A 19,757-nucleotide genomic window follows, 5' to 3' on the forward strand; every position below is an offset into this window, starting at 1 on the left:
TTAACGATTTTCATGAGAAAAATCATAACAAGTGCACACAAAGATGGAGAAAAATTGACTTTAAGCTTTAACAACAGTACAAAAATGGCACATAAACATCCTGGACGGATTAAATAATAAACAAAGGAGATTGTTATGGCGGATAAGAAAGCGACCCTTCATGTTGAAGGTCAAGCGCCAATCGAACTGCCAATTATGGACGGTACGCTAGGTACACCTGTAATTGACGTTCGTAAGCTGGGAGCCAATGGTTACTTTACTTTTGACCCAGGTTTTCTTGCCACTGCATCTTGTGAATCATCAATCACGTACATCGATGGCGGCAAAGGTATTCTTTTGCACCGCGGTTTCCCGATTGATCAATTAGCCAATAACGCAGATTACTTAGAAGTATGTTACATCCTTCTTTATGGTGAAGCCCCTACCCGAGAACAATACGAGCAATTCAAGACGACCGTAACGCGTCATACTATGGTCCACGAACAAATCGCAAGCTTTTTCCATGGCTTCCGACGTGATGCTCACCCAATGGCAGTAATGTGTGGTGTAGTCGGTGCACTTGCAGCCTTCTACCACGACTCTCTTGACATCAACAACGACGAGCACCGCGAGATCGCGGCGTACCGTCTGCTATCGAAGATGCCGACACTGGCTGCAATGTGTTACAAATACTCTATCGGTCAGCCATTTATCTACCCACGCAACGATTTGAGCTACGCAGAAAACTTCCTACACATGATGTTCGCAAACCCTTGCGAAGAGTATGAAGTAAACCCTGTCGTTGCTCGTGCAATGGATAAAATCTTCACGCTACACGCGGATCATGAACAGAATGCGTCGACGTCAACTGTACGTCTAGCTGGCTCTTCTGGTGCTAACCCATTTGCATGTATTGCCGCTGGTATTGCATCACTTTGGGGACCTGCTCACGGTGGTGCAAACGAAGCGTGCTTGAGAATGTTAGAAGAGATTGGCAGCGTCGATAACATCCCTGAGTATGTAGACCGCGCGAAAGACAAAGATGACCCATTCCGCTTAATGGGCTTTGGTCACCGCGTTTATAAAAACTACGATCCACGTGCGACAGTAATGCGCGAAACGTGTCATGAAGTTCTCAAAGAGCTAAACATTCAAGACCCTCTACTAGATGTAGCAATGGAACTTGAGCGCATTGCGCTTTCTGATGAGTACTTCGTTTCTAAGAAGCTGTACCCGAACGTAGACTTCTACTCAGGTATCATTCTTAAAGCGATTGGTATTCCAGTTTCTATGTTTACGGTTATCTTCGCGATTTCTCGTACCATCGGCTGGATTGCTCACTGGAACGAAATGCACAGCGATCCACTGAACCGCATCGGTCGTCCTCGTCAGCTATACACTGGTGAGACACAGCGTGAGTTTTCTCCACTTCACGAACGTGAATGATCTTTTTAGTTAGAAGATAAACAAACAAAAGGGTTGAGATTTTGTCTCAACCCTTTTTTCTTTTCAGCGTTTCACGTTATGAATAGCGAACACTAAACCGGATTATCAATATCGATAAACTCCACATGTAGGCCATACTCATCCGCTAGCCATTTGCCTAAAGCCTGAACACCATAACGCTCAGTAGCATGATGACCTGCAGCAAAGTAATGAATGTCCATTTCACGAGCGGTATAAGTGGTACGCTCTGAAATTTCTCCAGAGATAAATGCATCCAGCCCGTGTTGTACAGCAAGTTCAATAAAATCCTGCCCTCCACCAGTGCACCAACCGACCGTCTCAATCATCTTATCGGTATTCTCTGGAGCAATATGCAGTGGTTGTCTATCAAGAACTTGATTGATCTTGCTCGCAAACTCAGCACCAGACATCGGTTTTTTCAAGCGTCCAAACATGGCTACTGATTGAGGATGTCCTTCAAGTCCACCTTCTACTTCGATTTCAAGTAAGCGAGCTAATTCGGCGTTGTTGCCTAGCTCTGGGTGAATATCCAGAGGAAGGTGATAACCATATAAGTTGATATCGTTTTTGATCAGACTACGAATTCGTTTACCTTTCATACCACGAATTGGCTCAGGTTCACCTTTCCAAAAATAACCGTGATGAACGAGTAATGCGTCTGCATTAAGCTCAATCGCTTTATCGATTAAGGCTTGGGAGGCAGTTACGCCAGTGATAATACGCTTTACGGCTGGCGTCCCCTCTACCTGTAACCCGTTTGGTGCGTAATCTTTAATTAACTGCGGTGACAGTTTGTCATTAAGAATCTGTTCTAGCTTTAAGTTATTCATTATTACTTCCAATTTCTAGCGCATGTAAGCCTAAATAACCTCTCGATGAAATCAGACCGAGAGTGTGCAACCTAGTTGATACAACAACGTTTTGACATCTGGCACCTTGATATCATTTAGGTACTTAAAGTGTATCTCGAACCTTAATATCGATGCTAGCCACCCTACCCTCAAAAGCAAATTTAGTTACAATAACAAAGCTTGTCGCCTCACCATACATATAGGGATACGGATGAACCAACTGCAACGCTTTTACCAATGGATCGCCACTTCATCTCCTCTTTTCAAGTTACGCCCTCCGTTTACAACCTTAGAGGATCTTTCGGTAACGCCTTTAAATAACGCTGAGCAATACAATGGTAATCCAAGATTGGGCTTTTTATATCAGCACTTATGCACTGCAGTTCTCTCTAGTTCAGAACGATATCAGGTTATCGCGGAAGAGGTTCAGTTAAACGACATCGAAGGTAAGACCATTGGTGCTATAGATTTGGTGTTGCGGAATACAGAATCAAATCAAATAGAACACTGGGAAGTGGCGATTAAGTTTTATCTTCTTTATAACGGCGTTTGGTATGGTCCGAATGCTCACGACCAGCTGCATACAAAACTGAATAGAATGCTTACTCATCAGTTGAAAATGAGCGATCGCCCGGAATTTCAAAAAATAATTCCGTTAAACGACGCCCCACAAGAGCATCTATTGATGCAAGGACGACTCTATATTAATCCGTTTACTCCAGAGCCAACTCCTAGCGAGTGCTTGGGTTATGAACTAAATCCAAGTCAGATTAGTGGTTACTGGTGCTACCAGAGCCAATGGGAGTTAATCGGTAAGCCACTTTATCATTTACACAAACCATGCTGGGCGATTGGTACGGACGATTTATCTCAACCCATTGAAAAGCCTTCAGACCGATTTGTACATGCACAAACGGAGGACGGTCAATTCTGGTTTGTGGTACCGGATTCCTGGCCCGGAAACAACTCAGTTCAGGAATCTTAAAACGCAAAAGGGTTGATGCTTGCACATCAACCCTTTGTTTTCTAAATCGACTATTGAATGGTTTACAGGCCGGCAGCTGCAAACACTTGATTAACGATCTCTTGTGCTTCTGCTTCGATTTGTTTTAGGTGCTCTTCACCTTTGAAGCTTTCACAGTAAATCTTGTAGATGTCTTCTGTGCCTGATGGACGAGCAGCAAACCAGCCGTTGGCAGTCGTTACTTTTAGACCACCGATTGCAGCACCATTACCAGGCGCATGCGTGAGACGAGCCGTAATTGGATCACCCGCTAGTGTTTCAGCCGCGACCATTTCTGGTGACAACTTCTTCAGTACGTCTTTTTGAGGGCCATTCGCTACAGCTTGAATACGGTTGTATTTCGACTCACCGTGTTTCGCCGCTAGCTCTTCATAGTAGTCTTGTGGGTTCTTACCCGTTACCGCAGTGATCTCTGCCGCTAGAAGACATAACAAGATGCCGTCTTTGTCTGTTGACCAAGGCGTACCATCTTTACGAAGAAAAGATGCCCCGGCACTTTCTTCGCCACCGAAGCCGAATTTACCAGTGTACAGACCATCAACAAACCATTTAAAGCCTACTGGTACTTCACATAGCTCACGACCTAGATCCGCAACAACACGGTCAATCAGTGCACTTGATACTAGTGTTTTACCAACAGCTACATCTTTACCCCATGCGTCACGATGGCGGTATAGGTAGTCGATACAAACGGCTAAGAAGTGGTTCGGGTTCATCAAACCTTTTGGCGTAACGATACCGTGACGGTCGTAGTCAGGATCGTTACCAAATGCTAAATCGTATTCGTCTTTCAGTGCCAATAGACCCGCCATTGCGTATGGAGAAGAACAGTCCATACGTACAACGCCGTCTTTATCGAGAGACATGAATTGGAAAGAAGGATCAATCGCTTCACTTACTAGCGTTAGGTCTAGGTTGTATGCCTGACCAATTTGACGCCAGTAATCGATGCCGCTGCCACCCAATGGATCTACACCAATCTTCAGATTTGCTTTTTGGATTGCTTCCATATCGATAACGTTCACCAGATCATCGATATAGGGTTTAACCAAGTCCATCTCCACAAACAGATCCGATGCTTTTGCTTCTGCTAGTGGTAAGCGTTTAACACCTTGTAAACCTTCGGCAATCAGTGCGTTCGCACGATCTTCGATAGCTTGAGTCAACTCAGCTTCTGCTGGACCACCGTGAGTCGGATTGTATTTGATACCGCCGTCTTGTGGTGGGTTATGAGATGGTGTAATCACAATACCGTCTGCTTTTTCATCGTGCTTGATGTTGTAAGTCAGAATTGCGTGCGAGATACCTGGTGTTGGCGTGTAGCCGTTATCCTGCTGTACGATGACTTTTACGCCATTCGCAATCAAAACTTCAATCACGCTAGAAAATGCAGGTTCAGACAAAGCATGCGTGTCTTTACCGACAAACAAAGGACCTGTGGTCCCTTGCTGGGCACGAACTTCTGCAACCGCTTGAGCAATAGCCAAAATGTGGTTTTCGTTAAATGTATGCTTATCAGCGGTACCACGGTGACCTGATGTGCCGAATTGAACCTTGTGATCGGGGTTCTTAGCATCAGGTTGAAGCAAGAAGTAATTGGCAACAAGTGCCGGAATATTGTGAAGATCTTCCTGCTGCGCTTTTTGCCCAGCACGAGGGTGCATAGCCATGTTTGACATCCTTTCTTTAAATACAAATAAAATTAAAAAAGCCTCATAATATCCGCTAACTGCGACACATTATGAGGCTTCTATCAGGTTTCTTAGATTGAACCTGTTACTTTTTCTATTAAGTCAGGTTGGTACCCCATGTGTGTCATCACTTGTTCAACCATCTGTCTTTTACGACTGGTATTGTTGTTCGTGATAACCCAAAACGGTGTGCCAGGAATGGCTTTTGGCTTGGTCGTGTTGCCATTTGCCAACAAGGTTTCTTCATTATCTGCAAAGTACACGCGTTTGCGTCCCTTTACATTCGTAGCCTGCGCGAAACCTTCTGGATTTAATTTATGTAAGGTCGATAGTACTAACATAAAGCGATCAATCGCTTTTTTTAGACCGGCAAACTCATCAGAAATAAGCAGCGAACGCATTTCTTTCACTACATCAACAGATTCCGTTTTACCCGCATCTTTACTTACTACAATCCCTTGTGGCTTCTCTACTACAGGCGCGGCTTCAGCTTCCTGCAACTGACCATCAAGGTTTAAAAGGCGTCGCAAAATATCCGAGGCGCTTTCACCGATATGCTTAGTTTGGCTAGCAATGTAACGGTATAGATCCTCATCAACCTCAATTGTTTTCATTCGCTTTTCACATTCTCAATGTTTAAACTCTGGGGGATTATAACGAGATCCTCTCGGATACTCCACGTTAAACCCATCACGAATAAGATAAAATGTCAGCATTACTCAACTATAAGCAGGAAGGCCAAGGCCAAACAGTTGTTTTGATTCACGGATTGTTTGGTAGTTTAAGTAATCTGGGTCTACTAGCCCGCGATCTTATTAAAGATCACACGGTGATCAGTATTGATCTGAGAAATCACGGCCTCTCTTTTCACTCAAACATTCATAATTACGCCGACATGGCAAAAGATGTGGCACAACTCCTACAACACTTAAATGTTGATCCATCTATTATTATTGGGCATTCAATGGGTGGAAAGGTCGCGATGACACTGGTGGACATTGCTCCAGAGCTCGTCAAACAGTTGGTTGTGCTCGACATGGCACCTGTCGCCTACACAGCAAACCGTCACGACAATGTGTTTAATGGTTTACACGCCGTAATTAACGAAAAGCCAGCAAGCCGTCAACAAGCGATGGATATCCTAGCTCAACATGTTGAGATCGACGGTGTAAGACAATTTCTCTCTAAGTCACTATACAAAAATGGCGATAAAATGGACTGGCGGTTTAACGTACCGAGCCTTTTTGAGAATTACGCACAAATTATCGGCTGGCAGGAAATTGCCCCAACAGACATACCCACTCTGTTTGTTAAAGGTGGTGATTCCGATTACTTAATGCCAGAGCACCAACCTGCGGTGCAAAAACAGTTCAAACAAGCAAAAGCACATATTATCGCTAATACTGGCCACTGGCTTCACGCCGAAAAACCGGCTGAAGTAATGAGAGTCATTCGGAAATACATTTCGAGTTAACAAATTCGAAAAGCAACAATAGATTATTGAAATAACCCTTCTTGTAGTGCATTAACTTTACCGTTTAACAGTGGTATAGTGCGCCCAAGATTTTTCGGCATGAAGGGCTAAAATGCTTTACGACTATATGGATATGCTCGAGTCTATTGGGCTCGATCTTCTTTTTGCTGCTATCTTCTTTTTCATCGGGATGGCGATAAAAGATGTGCTAAAGCAAGGCAATGTACCTGTTTTTGGTCGTCGTATTGTGTGGTTAGTCCTTTTCCTAGGCTGTGCTGGCTTTATTGCAAAAGGTGTAATTCAGCTAACTTGGGAAGGCTCTGGGTTAGGTTAAACCCTTAGTACCATCGCCAATAACAAACAATGTAAAGGTATAGACTCTATGGCAAGTGTAGGTATCTTCTTCGGTAGCGACACAGGTAATACTGAAGCCGTTGCAAAGATGATTCAAAAGCAACTAGGTAAGCATCTAGTTCACGTTCAAGACATCGCGAAAAGCAGCAAAGAAGACATTGATAACTTCGATCTTCTTCTTCTAGGTATCCCAACTTGGTACTACGGCGAAGCACAATGTGATTGGGATGATTTCTTCCCTGAACTTGAGCAAATCGACTTCTCTACTAAGCTAGTGGCTATCTTTGGCTGTGGCGACCAAGAGGACTACGCAGAGTACTTCTGTGACGCGATGGGCACAGTACGTGATATCGTTGAGTCTAAAGGTGGCACAATTCTTGGCCATACTTCAACAGAAGGCTACGAATTTGAAGCGTCTAAAGCACTTGTTGAAGGCGACGACAGCCAATTCGTAGGTCTATGTATCGATGAAGACCGTCAACCGGAACTGACTGACGAACGTGTTGAGAACTGGGTTAAACAGATTTACGAAGAAATGTGTTTAGCTGAGCTTGAAGGCTAAATAAATCGAATTATACAAAGACCTCCGATTGGAGGTCTTTTTGTATATTTTCACAAAGTATCGGTGAGCACTTCCTCTTCGCGATACTGAGGTTTCTTTCTTACATAAAGCTTGCGTTGAACCTCTGAAACCACATTCCCCTGCTTATCTTTTACATGGGTAATAAATTCAGGAAAACACTTTTCTCCATTCCGTGTCATTTGATAAATGTTTTCTAGCATCCCTTCAGTAACTTCGAATTCTGCATATAAATCACTTTGCCCTGGCTTAATAAAGTTAATACTCGCCTCTTTATCCCACACGTAATACTCCTCGCGTAGAATCCCCATCAGCATCAACGAGTAAATGGGATCAGTTAAAGAGAAAATACTGCCACCATACTGAGTACGATTGGCGTTTTTATTCCACCAGCGAAGCTTCAAACGCACCTTCACGGTACGAAAGTCTTCAGAAATATGTAAGATTTTAATACCAGCGCCCCAAAAAGGTGGCCAAATATTGAGTGCGAATTTTACAATTCCTGGTTTGTATATCTTCGCAAGTCGCTTATTCATCGCAGTCCGTGCCCTCTCCAAGCTCAATGTTACATAATTGTAACTGGTCAGATCTGTAATATAATCGACCTGTTTCTAATTTACAAAAAGATTCTATTAACCCTTTGAAGTTCGTGGTTTAATGTTCTGAGCGCTTATCCTATAATGGTAGGAAGATTGAATTCTGTTAAATCGCTGCAGATGATCCAACGGGAAAGTATATGTCAGATAATAATCAGGCGCTGAAGGATGCGGGTTTAAAAGTAACCCTTCCAAGGCTAAAAATTCTAGAAGTACTTCAGCAGCCAGACTGCCAGCACATCAGTGCTGAAGATTTGTACAAAAAGTTGATTGATCTAGGTGAAGAGATTGGCCTAGCAACTGTTTACCGAGTTCTAAACCAATTCGATGATGCTGGTATTGTAACTCGTCACCACTTTGAAGGTGGTAAGTCAGTCTTCGAATTATCGACTCAACATCACCACGACCATCTAGTGTGCCTAGACTGTGGTGAGGTAATTGAATTTTCTGACGATCTTATTGAAGAACGTCAAAAAGAGATTGCAGCTAAGTACAATGTCACGCTAACAAACCACAGCTTATACTTGTACGGCAAGTGCAGTGATGGTGGTTGTAAAGACAATCCAGATGCACACAAACCAAAAAAATAACGGTTTGTTGATTTAAAATAAACGTCAGCTCATGCTGGCGTTTTTTGTTTCTGAGGGCGATATCTTTCAATAGCTGAATTGCCGTACCAACTTTTGTAAAGCGTCGATTAGACTTACCAATTCAAACCTTAATAAACATCATTGTTTTTTTTCAAACCGAACATTTATCAAACGTCCCTCGTTCTTAAGCAACTCCCTACACTACCTATAACCGCCGCATTACGATAATGAGAATAAAAAAATGCCAGCATTTGCTGGCATTTTTATCGATTTTTGCATTAATCGAGATTATTGGTTCTCAATTTTTGCCCAAGTATCACGTAGGCCAACCGTGCGGTTGAATACTAGTTTATCTGCTGAAGAATCTTTCGAGTCTGCGCAAAAGTAACCCATACGCTCAAACTGGTAGCCTTTTTCTGCTTCTGCTGACGCTAAGCTAGGCTCTACAAAACCATTGATCACAACTAATGATTCAGGGTTGATTGTAGAAGCAAAGTCTTCTGCTGCACCCGGGTTTGGAACCGTAAATAGACGATCGTACAGACGGATTTCCGCTGGTAATGCTTTATCAGCTGATACCCAATGAATCACACCTTTTACTTTACGGCCATCAGCCGGGTTCTTACCTAGTGTGTCTGCATCGTAAGAACAGAAGATAGTCGTGATGTTGCCTTCGGCATCTTTTTCAACGCGCTCTGCTTTGATCACGTAAGCACCACGTAAGCGAACTTCTTTACCTAGCACTAAACGCTTGTACTTTTTGTTCGCCTCTTCACGGAAGTCTTCACGCTCAATCCACAACTCACGAGTGAATGGTACTTCACGCACACCCATCTCTGGTTTATTTGGGTGATTAGCGACCGTCAAGTTTTCTACTGCACCTTCTTCAAAGTTTTCGATAACAACTTTAACAGGATCCAACACAGCCATTGCACGCGGAGCGTTCTCGTTTAGGTCATCACGAATACAAGATTCTAGTGAGCTAAACTCGATCATATTTTCTTGCTTCGTTACACCAATACGCTTACAGAACTCACGGATAGATGCTGGCGTGAAGCCTCGACGACGCAGACCTGAGACTGTTGGCATACGTGGGTCATCCCAACCGTTAACCAGTTTTTCAGTGACGAGTTGATTAAGCTTACGCTTAGACATCACTGTGTACTCAAGGTTTAAGCGACTGAACTCGTATTGATGCGGACGGCTTTCGATCGTGATGTTGTCCAGAACCCAGTCGTACAGACGACGGTTATCCATAAACTCAAGCGTACAGATAGAGTGTGTAATGCCTTCTAATGCATCAGAGATACAGTGCGTGAAGTCGTACATTGGGTAAATGCACCACTTATCACCAGTTTGGTGGTGCGTAGCAAAACGCACACGATATAAAACTGGATCGCGCATAACCATGAATGAAGAACCCATGTCAATCTTGGCACGAAGACACGCTTTACCTTCTTCAAATTCACCAGCGCGCATTTTTTCAAATAACGCTAAGTTCTCTTCAACAGAACGGTCACGGTATGGGCTTGGTTTACCTGGCGCCTTTAGCGTGCCACGGTATTCACGAATCTGCTCAGGACTTAGCTCATCTACGTACGCTAAGCCTTTGTTAATCAATTCAATTGCATATTCGTAAAGCTTATCGAAGTAGTTTGATGAGTAACATACTTCACCACTCCACTCAAAGCCCAACCAGTTTACATCTTTCTTGATAGACTCAACGTATTCGATGTCTTCTTTTTCAGGGTTCGTATCGTCGAAACGTAGATTACATTGACCCTGGTAGTCCTGAGCAATACCGAAGTTCAAACAGATAGACTTAGCATGACCGATATGCAGGTAGCCATTTGGCTCCGGCGGGAATCGAGTATGCACGCTAGTGTGTTTACCATCCGCTAGATCTTTATCAATGATCTGGCGAATAAAGTTTGATGGACGAGCATCAGCTTCACTCATCTATAGCACCTCAAAAATATTAGTATTGTCAGAGAAAACGGAACTCTGCATCCAAGTATGGTTTTGCAGAGTACATTGTTTCTAATGATCCACAATTCTAAGCAATTAGACAACAAGAACTCGCGCTAAAACGACAATATTTATCGAGTTAGTGCGAAAGCACAGCAGATTCAAAGTGCCAAAACAAAAAAAGACCTCCCGAGGGAGGTCTTTAGTCAGATATCAGTTCGATGTAATTAAGGCAATTTTACATTCGATAGGTCTTCATTAGCACCGATTGCTTTCATTTCGCCAGCAACGATTTCAGCTAGAGGGCCAAGGATAACTTGAAGGTTGTTTTCACCAAGTTTAACCACACCTTTCGCACCCAATTTCTTCAGTACTTCCTCATCAGCGACTGAACGATCTTTTAGCGTCAAGCGTAGTCGAGTGATACATGCGTCGATTGAAGTTAGGTTGTCATGACCGCCAAGTGCTTTTAAGTATTGGCGAGCTAGGTCACCACTTTTCTTCTCACCAGCAGGCGCTGCTGCTTCGCTGTCGTCATCTTCACGACCAGGCGATTTCAAGTTGAATGCGCGGATTGCGAAGCTGAATGTGAAGAAGTATAGAGCACCAAAGCCAAGACCAACTGCACCAAGTAGTAGCGGTTTAGTTGCTAGACCGTAGTTCAACAAGTAGTCAATTAGACCAGCTGAGAATGTGAAGCCGTGTAGCGTACCAAGCATGTTCGCAACAACAAGCGACAGACCAGTGAACACTGCGTGAATCGCGTATAGTGCAGGCGCTAGGAATACGAACATGAACTCTAGAGGCTCTGTGATACCAGTTAGGAATGAACAGAATGCAACAGAGAACAATGCACCACCAACTTGGCTGCGTTTCTCAGCAGGAGCCGCTAGGTACATAGCAAGCGCCGCACCAGGTAGACCGAACATCATTACTGGGAAGAAACCGTTCATAAACACACCAGCGCTCTTATCGCCGCCGAAGAAACGGTGTAGGTCACCAGATTTAACTGTTTCAGTTACTTCCTTCACTGTTGCAGTGATTTCAGGAGTGACAGAGTTAGCGAATTCAAATGTATGAGTTTGACCAGCCACAAGCGTTTTCGCTAGCGCAGGATCAACACACAGTTGTTGTAGAGCAGGAAGCGCTTGACCCGCAGCATTTGCACCAGTTACTAGCACTTCTTGACAAGACCCCATACCAAACCAGAAGAATGAGTTAAGTACGTGGTGTAGACCTACAGGAATAAGGGCTCGGTTCAGTGTACCGTAGATAAACTGACCAATAGCGCCAGAAGTTGAGATGCCATGAGCAAGCGCATCTAGACCACCTTGAATTGTTGGCCATACAATGCCACCAACTGCACCAGCAACTAAAGCGAATAGACCTGCCATAATCGGCACTAAACGTTTACCAGAGAAGAAAGCAAGCCACTCAGGAAGACGTGTAGCATGGAAAGCGTTGTAAGAGTGGCCAGCAATAATACCTGCGATGATACCACCAAAGAACGACATGTTTACTGATGCATCAATTGTTGACGCTGTCGCTGTCAGTACAAAGTACGCAACTGCACCAGCAAGGCCAGCTGCACCTTGACCATCTTTAGATAGACCGATCGCAATACCAAGGCCAAATAACAATGGAAGGTTAGAAAAGATTGAGTTACCTGCTTGTGCCATAAATGCGATGTCAAAAACATCCGGCTGGCCCAAGCGCAGTAACAAGCCTGCGATTGGCAAAGTCGCAATAGGAAGCATAAGAGCTTTACCTAACTTCTGCGCGTATCCGAGAATATTCACCTTAAGTTCCCCCTATAGGATTAGATGTTATGTTGAATGACTTATTTCAGTCGTCCAATTTAGTCATCCTCAGTTTATGACATTAATTTTGCTCCGCAAATTAAAAGCTCACCGTTTGTGATCATAATCACCACAATTTGCCCTTTCGGAAGGTTTTTGCTAGCGAGATCATAAAACTTATTTTATTATACGAAAAAATGGCGTTTTAAAGATAATATTCTCGCACTTTATGCAAGGCAGAATCAGTGTTATTTTGGTATCTAGGCGGGTAAATCACTGTAACTTTGCTCTGAAAAAGAATCATAAAAAACCATACAATTATTACTTTTCAGTTAGTTACTATGACAATAACATCGATAAAACGCGACTTGCTGTATGTGACTCGTTATCTAATTCAGTGATACAAACTAAGTACCCATATGACTAAAGCAGTCTCCACTTAGGTAACGATATAGAAATTGAATTCTCATCTATAAGGACTAGCTGACTATGTACGCGCTAAGTAACTGTAAAATTTATACCGGTAGTGATGTTCTTACCGATCATGCGGTCATCATCGAAAACGACCTTATTCAATCTATTGTACCGGCTGCAGAGCTACCTCAGGGCATCGAAGTGAAAGACCTCGCAGGCGCAAACCTAAGTCCGGGCTTTATCGACCTGCAACTGAATGGCTGTGGCGGTGTAATGCTAAACGATGCAATCACACCGGAAACCATGCAAATCATGCACGAAGCAAACCTCAAGTCCGGCTGTACTAGCTTCTTACCAACGCTCATTACTTCATCAGACGAAGATATGCAAACTGCAATTTCTGCCGCTCGTGAATACCACAACCAATATCAAAACCAATCACTTGGTCTACACCTAGAAGGTCCTTATCTTAACGTCGCGAAAAAAGGTATCCACAACGTCGATTTTATTCGCCCGTCAGATGAAAGCATGATTGATCTTATCTGCGCAAACGCCGATATCATAGCTAAAGTAACGCTTGCACCAGAGCAAAACGATCCAGAACATATTGCACGATTAAAAACAGCCGGCATCGTAGTTTCTATTGGTCATACAAATGCGACCTACGCCGAAGCGCGTAAAGGCTTTGAAGCAGGTATTACTTTTGCCACACACCTATTTAACGCGATGACACCAATGGTTGGTCGTGAACCTGGAGTTGTTGGTGCAATTTACGATACGCCTGACGTTTATGCTGGCATTATTGCTGATGGTTTCCACGTAGACTACGCAAACATCCGAATTGCTCATAAAATCAAAGGTGACAAGCTTGTTTTGGTGACGGATGCCACAGCTCCAGCAGGTGCTAACATTGATCACTTTATTTTTGTCGGTAAGAAAGTATATTACCGAGATGGTAAGTGTGTTGATGAAAACGGCACACTAGGCGGCTCAGCTTTGACAATGATAGAAGCAGTTCAGAATTCAGTTGAGCACGCGGGGATCGCTTTAGACGAAGCTCTACGAATGGCCACGTTATACCCAGCAACTGCAATTGGTGTTGAGGATCGCCTTGGCCGAGTTCGAAAAGGGATGGTTGCAAACCTAACCATTTTCGATCGTGACTTCAAAGTAAAAGCGACGGTTGTTAACGGACAATACGAGCAAAATTAAGCATGAATGGCGGACAGATTGGTAATGTAGATTTAGTAAAACAGCTTAACAGCGCTGCGGTATATAGGCTGATTGATCAGCAAGGTCCTATCTCCCGTATTCAAGTCGCAGATGTGAGCCAGCTCGCACCTGCTAGTGTTACCAAAATAACCCGCCAACTTTTAGAGCGCGGCCTTATTAAAGAGGTCGCCCAGCAAGCTTCAACTGGTGGTCGTCGTGCAATCTCTCTGACCACCGAAGTCAAACCCTTCCACTCTATTGCGGTTCGTTTAGGTCGAGATTACGTACAATTTTGTTTGTACGATTTAGGTGGCACTGCACTTGCGGAAGATCAACACGAACTGCATTACACCAACCAAGCTGACTTGATCGCTGGGCTTATCGATTTACTTAAAGACTTCGTAAACCGTTGCGAAGACAAAATTGATCAGCTCATCGCAATTGGTATTACGCTACCGGGCCTTGTAAACCCAACAACAGGCGTAGTTGAGTACATGCCGAATACCGATATCGATAATCTGGCGCTGGGTGAAATTGTTGGAGAGAAGTTTAATACCGCATGCTTTGTTGGGAATGACGTACGTGGCATGGCGTTAGCGGAGCACTACTTTGGGGCAAGCCAAGACTGTCAGGACTCCATTTTAGTTAGCGTTCACCGCGGTACTGGCGCAGGTATTATCGTTAACGGCCAGGTTTTTCTTGGCTTTAACCGCAACGTCGGTGAAATTGGTCATATTCAAATCGATCCGCTTGGTGAACAGTGCCAATGTGGGAACTTTGGTTGCTTAGAAACCGTAGCAGCAAACCCAGCCATTATCCAACGAGTAAAACAACTGATTGCTCAAGGCTATGAGTCAAGCTTGACTGACCTTGAAAACATCACGATTGAAGCAGTGTGTCAGCATGCAATGGATGGTGACGAACTTGCAAAGCAGAGTTTAGTGCGAGTGGGTAACCAGTTAGGTAAAGCGATTGCAATTACCGTTAACTTGTTTAACCCTCAGAAAATTGTCATTGCGGGCGACATTACTGCTGCACAAGACATAGTCTTCCCTGCAATTCAACGTAATGTCGAAAATCAATCTCTCAAAACTTTCCATAACGACCTTCCTATCGTGGCTTCACACATTGATAAGCAGCCAACGATGGGCGCATTTGCGATGATTAAACGCGCAATGCTAAACGGAGTTTTGTTACAAAAGTTACTTGAAGACTAAGTTTATACAACTAATTGAGTTACAATCTCGGGCTGTGTTTTCACAGCCCGTTTTTGTATATCAGGAATACAGCTCAACAGTATGGAAATTATTCTAATTACAACAGCTTTTTTAGCTGGCTTTATTGCGCTTAAATGTAGCCTCCCTCCCCTCGTTGGTTTTCTACTGGCAGGATTTGGTTTGCATGCATTTGGCTATCAAAGCAATGACGTTATCGTCACTCTTGCAGATCTTGGTGTCACTCTTCTTCTATTCACGATCGGACTCAAGCTTGATGTCAAAACGCTACTGTCCAAAGAAATATGGGGAGGAGCGACCGCCCACAACATACTGTCTACCGCTTTTTTTGCACTAGCGCTATCAGGTTTAAAACTACTGGGCTTAACTTCGCTCGCCAGTATGGATAGCGGTCAAATCCTACTTTTAGCTTTTGCACTATCGTTCTCCAGTACCGTTTTTGCCGTAAAAGCATTGCAAGAAAAAGGGGAAATGAACGCGACCTACGGCACACTCGCGATCGGTATCTTGGTTATGCAAGATATTTTTGCCGTGGTATTCCTGACTGCTTCAACCGGCAAAGTCCCAGAATGGTATGCCATTGGTTTGTTCGCATTGCCTTTCCTTCGTCCACTATTCTATAAACTGTTAGATAAAGTTGGCCACGGCGAAATGCTGGTGCTGTTCGGTATTTTCTTCGCGCTTGTTGTTGGGGCAGGGCTATTCGAACTGGTCGGAATGAAACCAGACTTGGGCGCGCTGATTTTAGGCATGCTACTCGCTGGCCACCCTAAAGCTTCAGAGCTATCCAAATCGCTATTCAATATGAAGGAGCTGTTCTTAGTCTGCTTCTTTTTAAACATTGGCTTGTCCGCTTCATTGAGCGTCAATGGCGTCGTACTCGCCCTACTATTTATCTTACTGCTGCCAATAAAAGGGCTCTTGTACTTCGTCACGATTAATCACTTTAAGTTTCGAGTACGTACCTCTTTGCTCGCCTCTTTATCGCTGTTCAACTACAGTGAGTTTGGCCTTATAGTCGCAGGGTTGGCTTACAAAATGGGCTGGATGCCAAGCGATATGCTCGCTGCGATTGCGGTTGCGGTGTCTGTGTCCTTTATTATTTCTGCGCCACTTAACCGCCTTAGCCACAAAATTTATCAACACTCCGGCAAGTGGCTGCAAGAGACAGCCGCAGAAAAGCTTAACCAGCGTGACCAACTCATTAACCCTGGGCATGCCCAGGTATTGATCTTAGGCATGGGCCGCATCGGGACAGGGGCCTATGATGAATTACGTGCGCGCTATGGCAAAATTTCACTAGGCATAGAAATTCGTGAAGATGCAGCACATCAGCACCGTTCAGAGGGAAGAAACGTGATCGCTGGCGATGCCACAGACCCAGATTTTTGGGAACGAATTTTAGATACAGGTCATGTCAAACTGGTGCTGCTTGCCATGCCTCATCATCAAGGTAACCAAACCGCACTTGAGCAGCTTAAACGCAGAAAATATAAAGGGCAAATAGCTGCTATCGCCGAGTACCCAGATCAGTTGGAAGGTTTGCTGGAAAGCGGAGTTGACGCCGCATTCAATATATACAGTGAAGCAGGTAGCGGTTTTGCTCGACATGTGTGTAAACAACTTGAACCTCAGTTCACACCAATAAAATAAGCAACCATACTAATATTTTTTAAAAGCCTTTCTATCAATAGAAAGGCTTTTTTGTATGGTTTTTATACCAAACCTTGATTCCATTCACCAAACTAGCCATTAAATTAAATAATATTTACACAACAAGGCTTTTTATCATTTTTATAATCACAAAACGTTGCTTTTTTTACTAGTAATGGCAAATTGAAGCCATACCGATTAGAAATTATTTAGTTTAGTAAGGATGTAGTATGTGTTCAGTATTTGGCATTTTAGACATTAAAAGCGATGCAGCCGCATTGCGCCCTATCGCATTAGAAATGTCGAAAAAACTTCGTCATCGTGGCCCTGACTGGTCTGGGATTTACTCTTCAGAGCGCGCTATTTTAGCGCATGAGCGCTTGGCGATTGTTGGCCTAAATAGTGGTGCACAACCGCTATACAGCCCTGATAAAAAGCTCATCCTTGCAGTCAATGGTGAAATCTACAACCATAAAGAAATTCGTGCTCGTTACGAAGGAAAATACGAGTTTCAAACCGATTCAGACTGTGAAGTCATTCTTGCACTGTACCAAGATATGGGTGCAGATCTCCTTGAAGAACTAAACGGTATTTTCGCTTTTGTTCTGTACGATGAAGAAAAAGACGAATACTTAGTCGGTCGCGATCACATTGGCATTATCCCTCTTTATCAAGGTCATGATGAGCATGGCAACTACTATGTTGCATCAGAGATGAAGGCACTTGTTCCAGTATGTAAAACAGTGAGCGAGTTCCCTCCTGGTAGCTACTACAGTTCAAAAGATGCCGAGCCAACGCGTTACTATGTTCGTGACTGGAACGAATACGCTGCCGTTCAAGGTAACACCACCAGCAAAGAAGAACTGACTGAAGCACTAGAAGCAGCGGTTAAACGCCAACTAATGACGGATGTTCCATATGGTGTTTTACTATCAGGTGGTTTAGATTCATCCATCACCTCTGCTGTGGCTAAACGTTTTGCTGCAATGCGAATTGAAGACGATGAAAAGTCTGAAGCTTGGTGGCCACAACTGCACTCTTTTGCTGTGGGCCTAGAAGGCGCGCCTGACCTGAAAGCCGCTCGCGAAGTTGCCGACCAAATCGGTACCGTTCACCATGAAATGACTTATACAATTCAAGAAGGTCTCGACGCGATTCGCGACGTGATTTACCACATCGAAACGTACGATGTGACCACCATCCGCGCATCCACACCTATGTTCTTAATGGGTCGTAAGATCAAAGCGATGGGCATTAAGATGGTACTTTCTGGTGAAGGTGCAGATGAGATCTTTGGTGGTTACCTATATTTCCACAAAGCACCAAACGCGAAAGAGTTCCACGAAGAAACGGTACGTAAGCTGCTTGCTCTGAACATGTTTGACTGCGCTCGCGCAAACAAATCGCTAGCGGCATGGGGGGTTGAAGGCCGAGTACCGTTCCTTGATAAAGAGTTTATCGACGTTGCAATGCGCCTAAACCCAGCAGATAAGATGTGTGGCAACGGCAAAATGGAAAAACACATTCTACGCGAGTGTTTTGAGCATTACTTGCCAGAGTCGATCGCATGGCGTCAAAAAGAACAGTTCTCTGATGGCGTAGGTTACAGCTGGATTGATACGTTGAAAGAAGTCGCAGAGCAAAAAGTGACGGATCAGCAGATGGAAACGGCTCAATACCGCTTCCCATACAACACGCCAACCACAAAAGAAGGTTACGTGTACCGAGAAATCTTTGAAGAGCTGTTCCCACTACCTTCAGCGGCTGAGTGTGTGCCAGGTGGTCCTTCAGTAGCTTGTTCATCAGCGAAAGCGATTGAATGGGATGAGTCATTCCAAAACTGTGTAGACCCGTCAGGTCGTGCGGTGCAAACCGTCCATAACGACGCTTACTAAGCGACTAAGTAGGGTGTCATGCCCTACCTAATCGGTAACCATCGTTGTTTTGCTAAGCTCGCTAAACAGCGTCCCACTGCTGGTGATTACCAGCAAGATTAAAAAAGAGGTGCCAAAGCACCTCTTTTTTTGTTTGTACACATTAGCTATTTCAAGTCTAAATCGCTGTTATCAATACTGACAGGCACTCGTTTAGTGATCATCTGCACTAACATGATTGAGCGTTTCTCACCATCTTGCTCTTGGAAGATAGCATCTATACCTGCAAACTGACCGCTCTTAACTCGGATTTGATCACCTGGTTTTGGCATACACTCAGAAGCGGTATTTTCATTACAGCATTTTTCTAGCTGCATCAATTCAAAGACTAAGTCACCTTGGACTTCTTTCGGTTGAGCACCAAAACGCACAAAATCAACAACCCCTCGAGTGGAGCGGACTGAGGTGAAGTTAGGTCCCTGTTCATAATCAAAGTACGCAAACACATAACAAGGAAACAGCGGCTCTTCGACTTTTTGTCTTTTCCCGCGCAAAATCTTCTCAACTTCTACAGTTGGATAAAAGCACTCTACACCTTGGTTTTCAAGGTGCTGTTTCGCCCTAACCTGCTCCCCACGTTTACAATAAAGTAGATACCAACGTTTCATCTTTTTTACTAGCCAATTCTATTTTGTTTTTATCCTAGCATTAAGCCAAAGTTGAGTCATTGACATTCAGTTTATCTATAAAAGTATGATTATACATCGCTCGCATTAACGGTATCTTTTCAAGAACTTACGAGAAGAAGTCCATAGACAAAAATGGAAATTAAGTTTGTAACACAGCCAACACACCATCATATCATCTGCAAATTCACCCAAAAACAGTCACTTAACAAACAACTTTAGTCGTAATGCAAAATTTTATTGTTTGTCACTCATTAAATTGCAATGTATACGTAGAAGTCGTTAAAAAATGTAATAACTATTATTAGAA

At 43.8% G+C, this 19,757-nt stretch carries 17 protein-coding genes; 10 read left to right on the forward strand and 7 right to left on the reverse strand.

All coding sequences use genetic code 11. The features are described 5' to 3' along the window. The first annotated feature begins 135 nt into the window (after positions 1 to 135). A complete protein-coding gene (locus VEA_RS12845) occupies positions 136 to 1,425 on the forward strand; it encodes a citrate synthase (RefSeq protein ID WP_005382163.1) in 1,290 nt (429 codons plus the stop codon). A 92-nt stretch (positions 1,426 to 1,517) separates the two neighbouring features. Here the strand turns inward: VEA_RS12845 and VEA_RS12850 are convergent, their stop codons facing one another. Beyond that, positions 1,518 to 2,276, reverse strand: a complete 759-nt coding sequence (locus VEA_RS12850; protein ID WP_006742708.1) for a Nif3-like dinuclear metal center hexameric protein — start codon at positions 2,274 to 2,276, stop codon at positions 1,518 to 1,520. A gap of 232 nt (positions 2,277 to 2,508) precedes the next feature. Here VEA_RS12850 and VEA_RS12855 point away from each other — a divergent pair, with 232 nt between their 5' ends. After that, positions 2,509 to 3,282 (forward strand): DUF1853 family protein, encoded by a 774-nt coding sequence (locus VEA_RS12855; RefSeq protein WP_012842046.1) that lies wholly within the window; start codon positions 2,509 to 2,511, stop codon positions 3,280 to 3,282. Positions 3,283 to 3,344: 62 nt separating this feature from the next. On the opposite strand, the gene pgm is transcribed toward VEA_RS12855, so the two are convergent. Together pgm and seqA are read right to left on the reverse strand one after the other, a co-directional pair. Beyond that, positions 3,345 to 4,991, reverse strand: a complete 1,647-nt coding sequence (pgm, locus tag VEA_RS12860; protein WP_012842047.1) for a phosphoglucomutase (alpha-D-glucose-1,6-bisphosphate-dependent) — start codon at positions 4,989 to 4,991, stop codon at positions 3,345 to 3,347. Between the two features lie 92 nt (positions 4,992 to 5,083). Beyond that, the gene (gene seqA / locus VEA_RS12865; RefSeq protein ID WP_005393026.1) at positions 5,084 to 5,626 is read right to left on the reverse strand and encodes a replication initiation negative regulator SeqA; all 543 of its coding nucleotides are present in this window, start codon (positions 5,624 to 5,626) and stop codon (positions 5,084 to 5,086) included. 92 nt (positions 5,627 to 5,718) lie between these two features. Here seqA and VEA_RS12870 point away from each other — a divergent pair, with 92 nt between their 5' ends. The 3 genes from VEA_RS12870 (at position 5,719) to fldA (ending at position 7,402) form a co-directional block, all read left to right on the forward strand. Further along, positions 5,719 to 6,486 (forward strand): alpha/beta fold hydrolase, encoded by a 768-nt coding sequence (locus VEA_RS12870; protein ID WP_012842048.1) that lies wholly within the window; start codon positions 5,719 to 5,721, stop codon positions 6,484 to 6,486. A gap of 112 nt (positions 6,487 to 6,598) precedes the next feature. After that, positions 6,599 to 6,820 carry a DUF2788 domain-containing protein gene (locus tag VEA_RS12875; protein ID WP_005393038.1) on the forward strand — a complete coding sequence of 74 codons (222 nt, stop codon included), beginning with the start codon at positions 6,599 to 6,601 and terminating at the stop codon, positions 6,818 to 6,820. A gap of 48 nt (positions 6,821 to 6,868) precedes the next feature. Further along, a complete protein-coding gene (gene fldA / locus VEA_RS12880) occupies positions 6,869 to 7,402 on the forward strand; it encodes a flavodoxin FldA (RefSeq protein ID WP_005393040.1) in 534 nt (177 codons plus the stop codon). A gap of 50 nt (positions 7,403 to 7,452) precedes the next feature. Here the strand turns inward: fldA and VEA_RS12885 are convergent, their stop codons facing one another. Continuing rightward, positions 7,453 to 7,956 (reverse strand): DUF4442 domain-containing protein, encoded by a 504-nt coding sequence (locus VEA_RS12885; protein WP_012842049.1) that lies wholly within the window; start codon positions 7,954 to 7,956, stop codon positions 7,453 to 7,455. A 200-nt stretch (positions 7,957 to 8,156) separates the two neighbouring features. On the opposite strand from VEA_RS12885, the gene fcrX reads away from it, so the two are divergent. Continuing rightward, on the forward strand, positions 8,157 to 8,606 hold the full coding sequence (gene fcrX / locus VEA_RS12890; RefSeq protein ID WP_005382141.1) for a ferric iron uptake transcriptional regulator FcrX: 450 nt from the start codon (positions 8,157 to 8,159) through the stop codon (positions 8,604 to 8,606). Positions 8,607 to 8,894: 288 nt separating this feature from the next. Here fcrX and glnS read toward each other — a convergent pair whose 3' ends face one another. Together glnS and nagE are read right to left on the reverse strand one after the other, a co-directional pair. Continuing rightward, positions 8,895 to 10,565 carry a glutamine--tRNA ligase gene (gene glnS / locus VEA_RS12895; protein WP_005393044.1) on the reverse strand — a complete coding sequence of 557 codons (1,671 nt, stop codon included), beginning with the start codon at positions 10,563 to 10,565 and terminating at the stop codon, positions 8,895 to 8,897. 236 nt (positions 10,566 to 10,801) lie between these two features. Further along, a complete protein-coding gene (nagE, locus tag VEA_RS12900; RefSeq protein ID WP_006742711.1) occupies positions 10,802 to 12,373 on the reverse strand; it encodes an N-acetylglucosamine-specific PTS transporter subunit IIBC in 1,572 nt (523 codons plus the stop codon). A 489-nt stretch (positions 12,374 to 12,862) separates the two neighbouring features. On the opposite strand from nagE, the gene nagA reads away from it, so the two are divergent. From nagA to asnB, 4 genes are all read left to right on the forward strand, one after another. Then, positions 12,863 to 13,999, forward strand: coding sequence for an N-acetylglucosamine-6-phosphate deacetylase (nagA, locus tag VEA_RS12905; RefSeq protein ID WP_006742712.1), 1,137 nt, complete (start codon positions 12,863 to 12,865; stop codon positions 13,997 to 13,999). 2 nt (positions 14,000 to 14,001) lie between these two features. Beyond that, positions 14,002 to 15,216, forward strand: a complete 1,215-nt coding sequence (nagC, locus tag VEA_RS12910) for a DNA-binding transcriptional regulator NagC (protein WP_006742713.1) — start codon at positions 14,002 to 14,004, stop codon at positions 15,214 to 15,216. Positions 15,217 to 15,297: 81 nt separating this feature from the next. Beyond that, a complete protein-coding gene (locus VEA_RS12915) occupies positions 15,298 to 16,887 on the forward strand; it encodes a cation:proton antiporter family protein (RefSeq protein ID WP_006742714.1) in 1,590 nt (529 codons plus the stop codon). Positions 16,888 to 17,117: 230 nt separating this feature from the next. Beyond that, positions 17,118 to 18,782 (forward strand): asparagine synthase B, encoded by a 1,665-nt coding sequence (asnB, locus tag VEA_RS12920; protein ID WP_005393054.1) that lies wholly within the window; start codon positions 17,118 to 17,120, stop codon positions 18,780 to 18,782. Between the two features lie 146 nt (positions 18,783 to 18,928). Here the strand turns inward: asnB and rfaH are convergent, their stop codons facing one another. Beyond that, on the reverse strand, positions 18,929 to 19,429 hold the full coding sequence (gene rfaH, locus VEA_RS12925) for a transcription/translation regulatory transformer protein RfaH (RefSeq protein WP_005393056.1): 501 nt from the start codon (positions 19,427 to 19,429) through the stop codon (positions 18,929 to 18,931). Positions 19,430 to 19,757 lie beyond the last annotated feature (328 nt).

Origin of the sequence: Vibrio antiquarius (genome assembly GCF_000024825.1) — a bacterium.
Lineage (GTDB): Bacteria > Pseudomonadota > Gammaproteobacteria > Enterobacterales > Vibrionaceae > Vibrio > Vibrio diabolicus.

Excerpts from the sequence above, each read along its gene's own strand:
- VEA_RS12845 (WP_005382163.1), top strand. The coding sequence starts at position 136 with ATGGCGGATAAGAAAGCGACCCTTCATGTTGAAGGTCAAGCGCCAATC.
- VEA_RS12850 (WP_006742708.1), bottom strand. The coding sequence starts at position 2,276 with ATGAATAACTTAAAGCTAGAACAGATTCTTAATGACAAACTGTCACCG.
- VEA_RS12855 (WP_012842046.1), top strand. The coding sequence starts at position 2,509 with ATGAACCAACTGCAACGCTTTTACCAATGGATCGCCACTTCATCTCCT.
- pgm (WP_012842047.1), bottom strand. The coding sequence starts at position 4,991 with ATGGCTATGCACCCTCGTGCTGGGCAAAAAGCGCAGCAGGAAGATCTT.
- seqA (WP_005393026.1), bottom strand. The coding sequence starts at position 5,626 with ATGAAAACAATTGAGGTTGATGAGGATCTATACCGTTACATTGCTAGC.
- VEA_RS12870 (WP_012842048.1), top strand. The coding sequence starts at position 5,719 with ATGTCAGCATTACTCAACTATAAGCAGGAAGGCCAAGGCCAAACAGTT.
- VEA_RS12875 (WP_005393038.1), top strand. The coding sequence starts at position 6,599 with ATGCTTTACGACTATATGGATATGCTCGAGTCTATTGGGCTCGATCTT.
- fldA (WP_005393040.1), top strand. The coding sequence starts at position 6,869 with ATGGCAAGTGTAGGTATCTTCTTCGGTAGCGACACAGGTAATACTGAA.
- VEA_RS12885 (WP_012842049.1), bottom strand. The coding sequence starts at position 7,956 with ATGAATAAGCGACTTGCGAAGATATACAAACCAGGAATTGTAAAATTC.
- fcrX (WP_005382141.1), top strand. The coding sequence starts at position 8,157 with ATGTCAGATAATAATCAGGCGCTGAAGGATGCGGGTTTAAAAGTAACC.
- glnS (WP_005393044.1), bottom strand. The coding sequence starts at position 10,565 with ATGAGTGAAGCTGATGCTCGTCCATCAAACTTTATTCGCCAGATCATT.
- nagA (WP_006742712.1), top strand. The coding sequence starts at position 12,863 with ATGTACGCGCTAAGTAACTGTAAAATTTATACCGGTAGTGATGTTCTT.
- nagC (WP_006742713.1), top strand. The coding sequence starts at position 14,002 with ATGAATGGCGGACAGATTGGTAATGTAGATTTAGTAAAACAGCTTAAC.
- VEA_RS12915 (WP_006742714.1), top strand. The coding sequence starts at position 15,298 with ATGGAAATTATTCTAATTACAACAGCTTTTTTAGCTGGCTTTATTGCG.
- asnB (WP_005393054.1), top strand. The coding sequence starts at position 17,118 with ATGTGTTCAGTATTTGGCATTTTAGACATTAAAAGCGATGCAGCCGCA.
- rfaH (WP_005393056.1), bottom strand. The coding sequence starts at position 19,429 with ATGAAACGTTGGTATCTACTTTATTGTAAACGTGGGGAGCAGGTTAGG.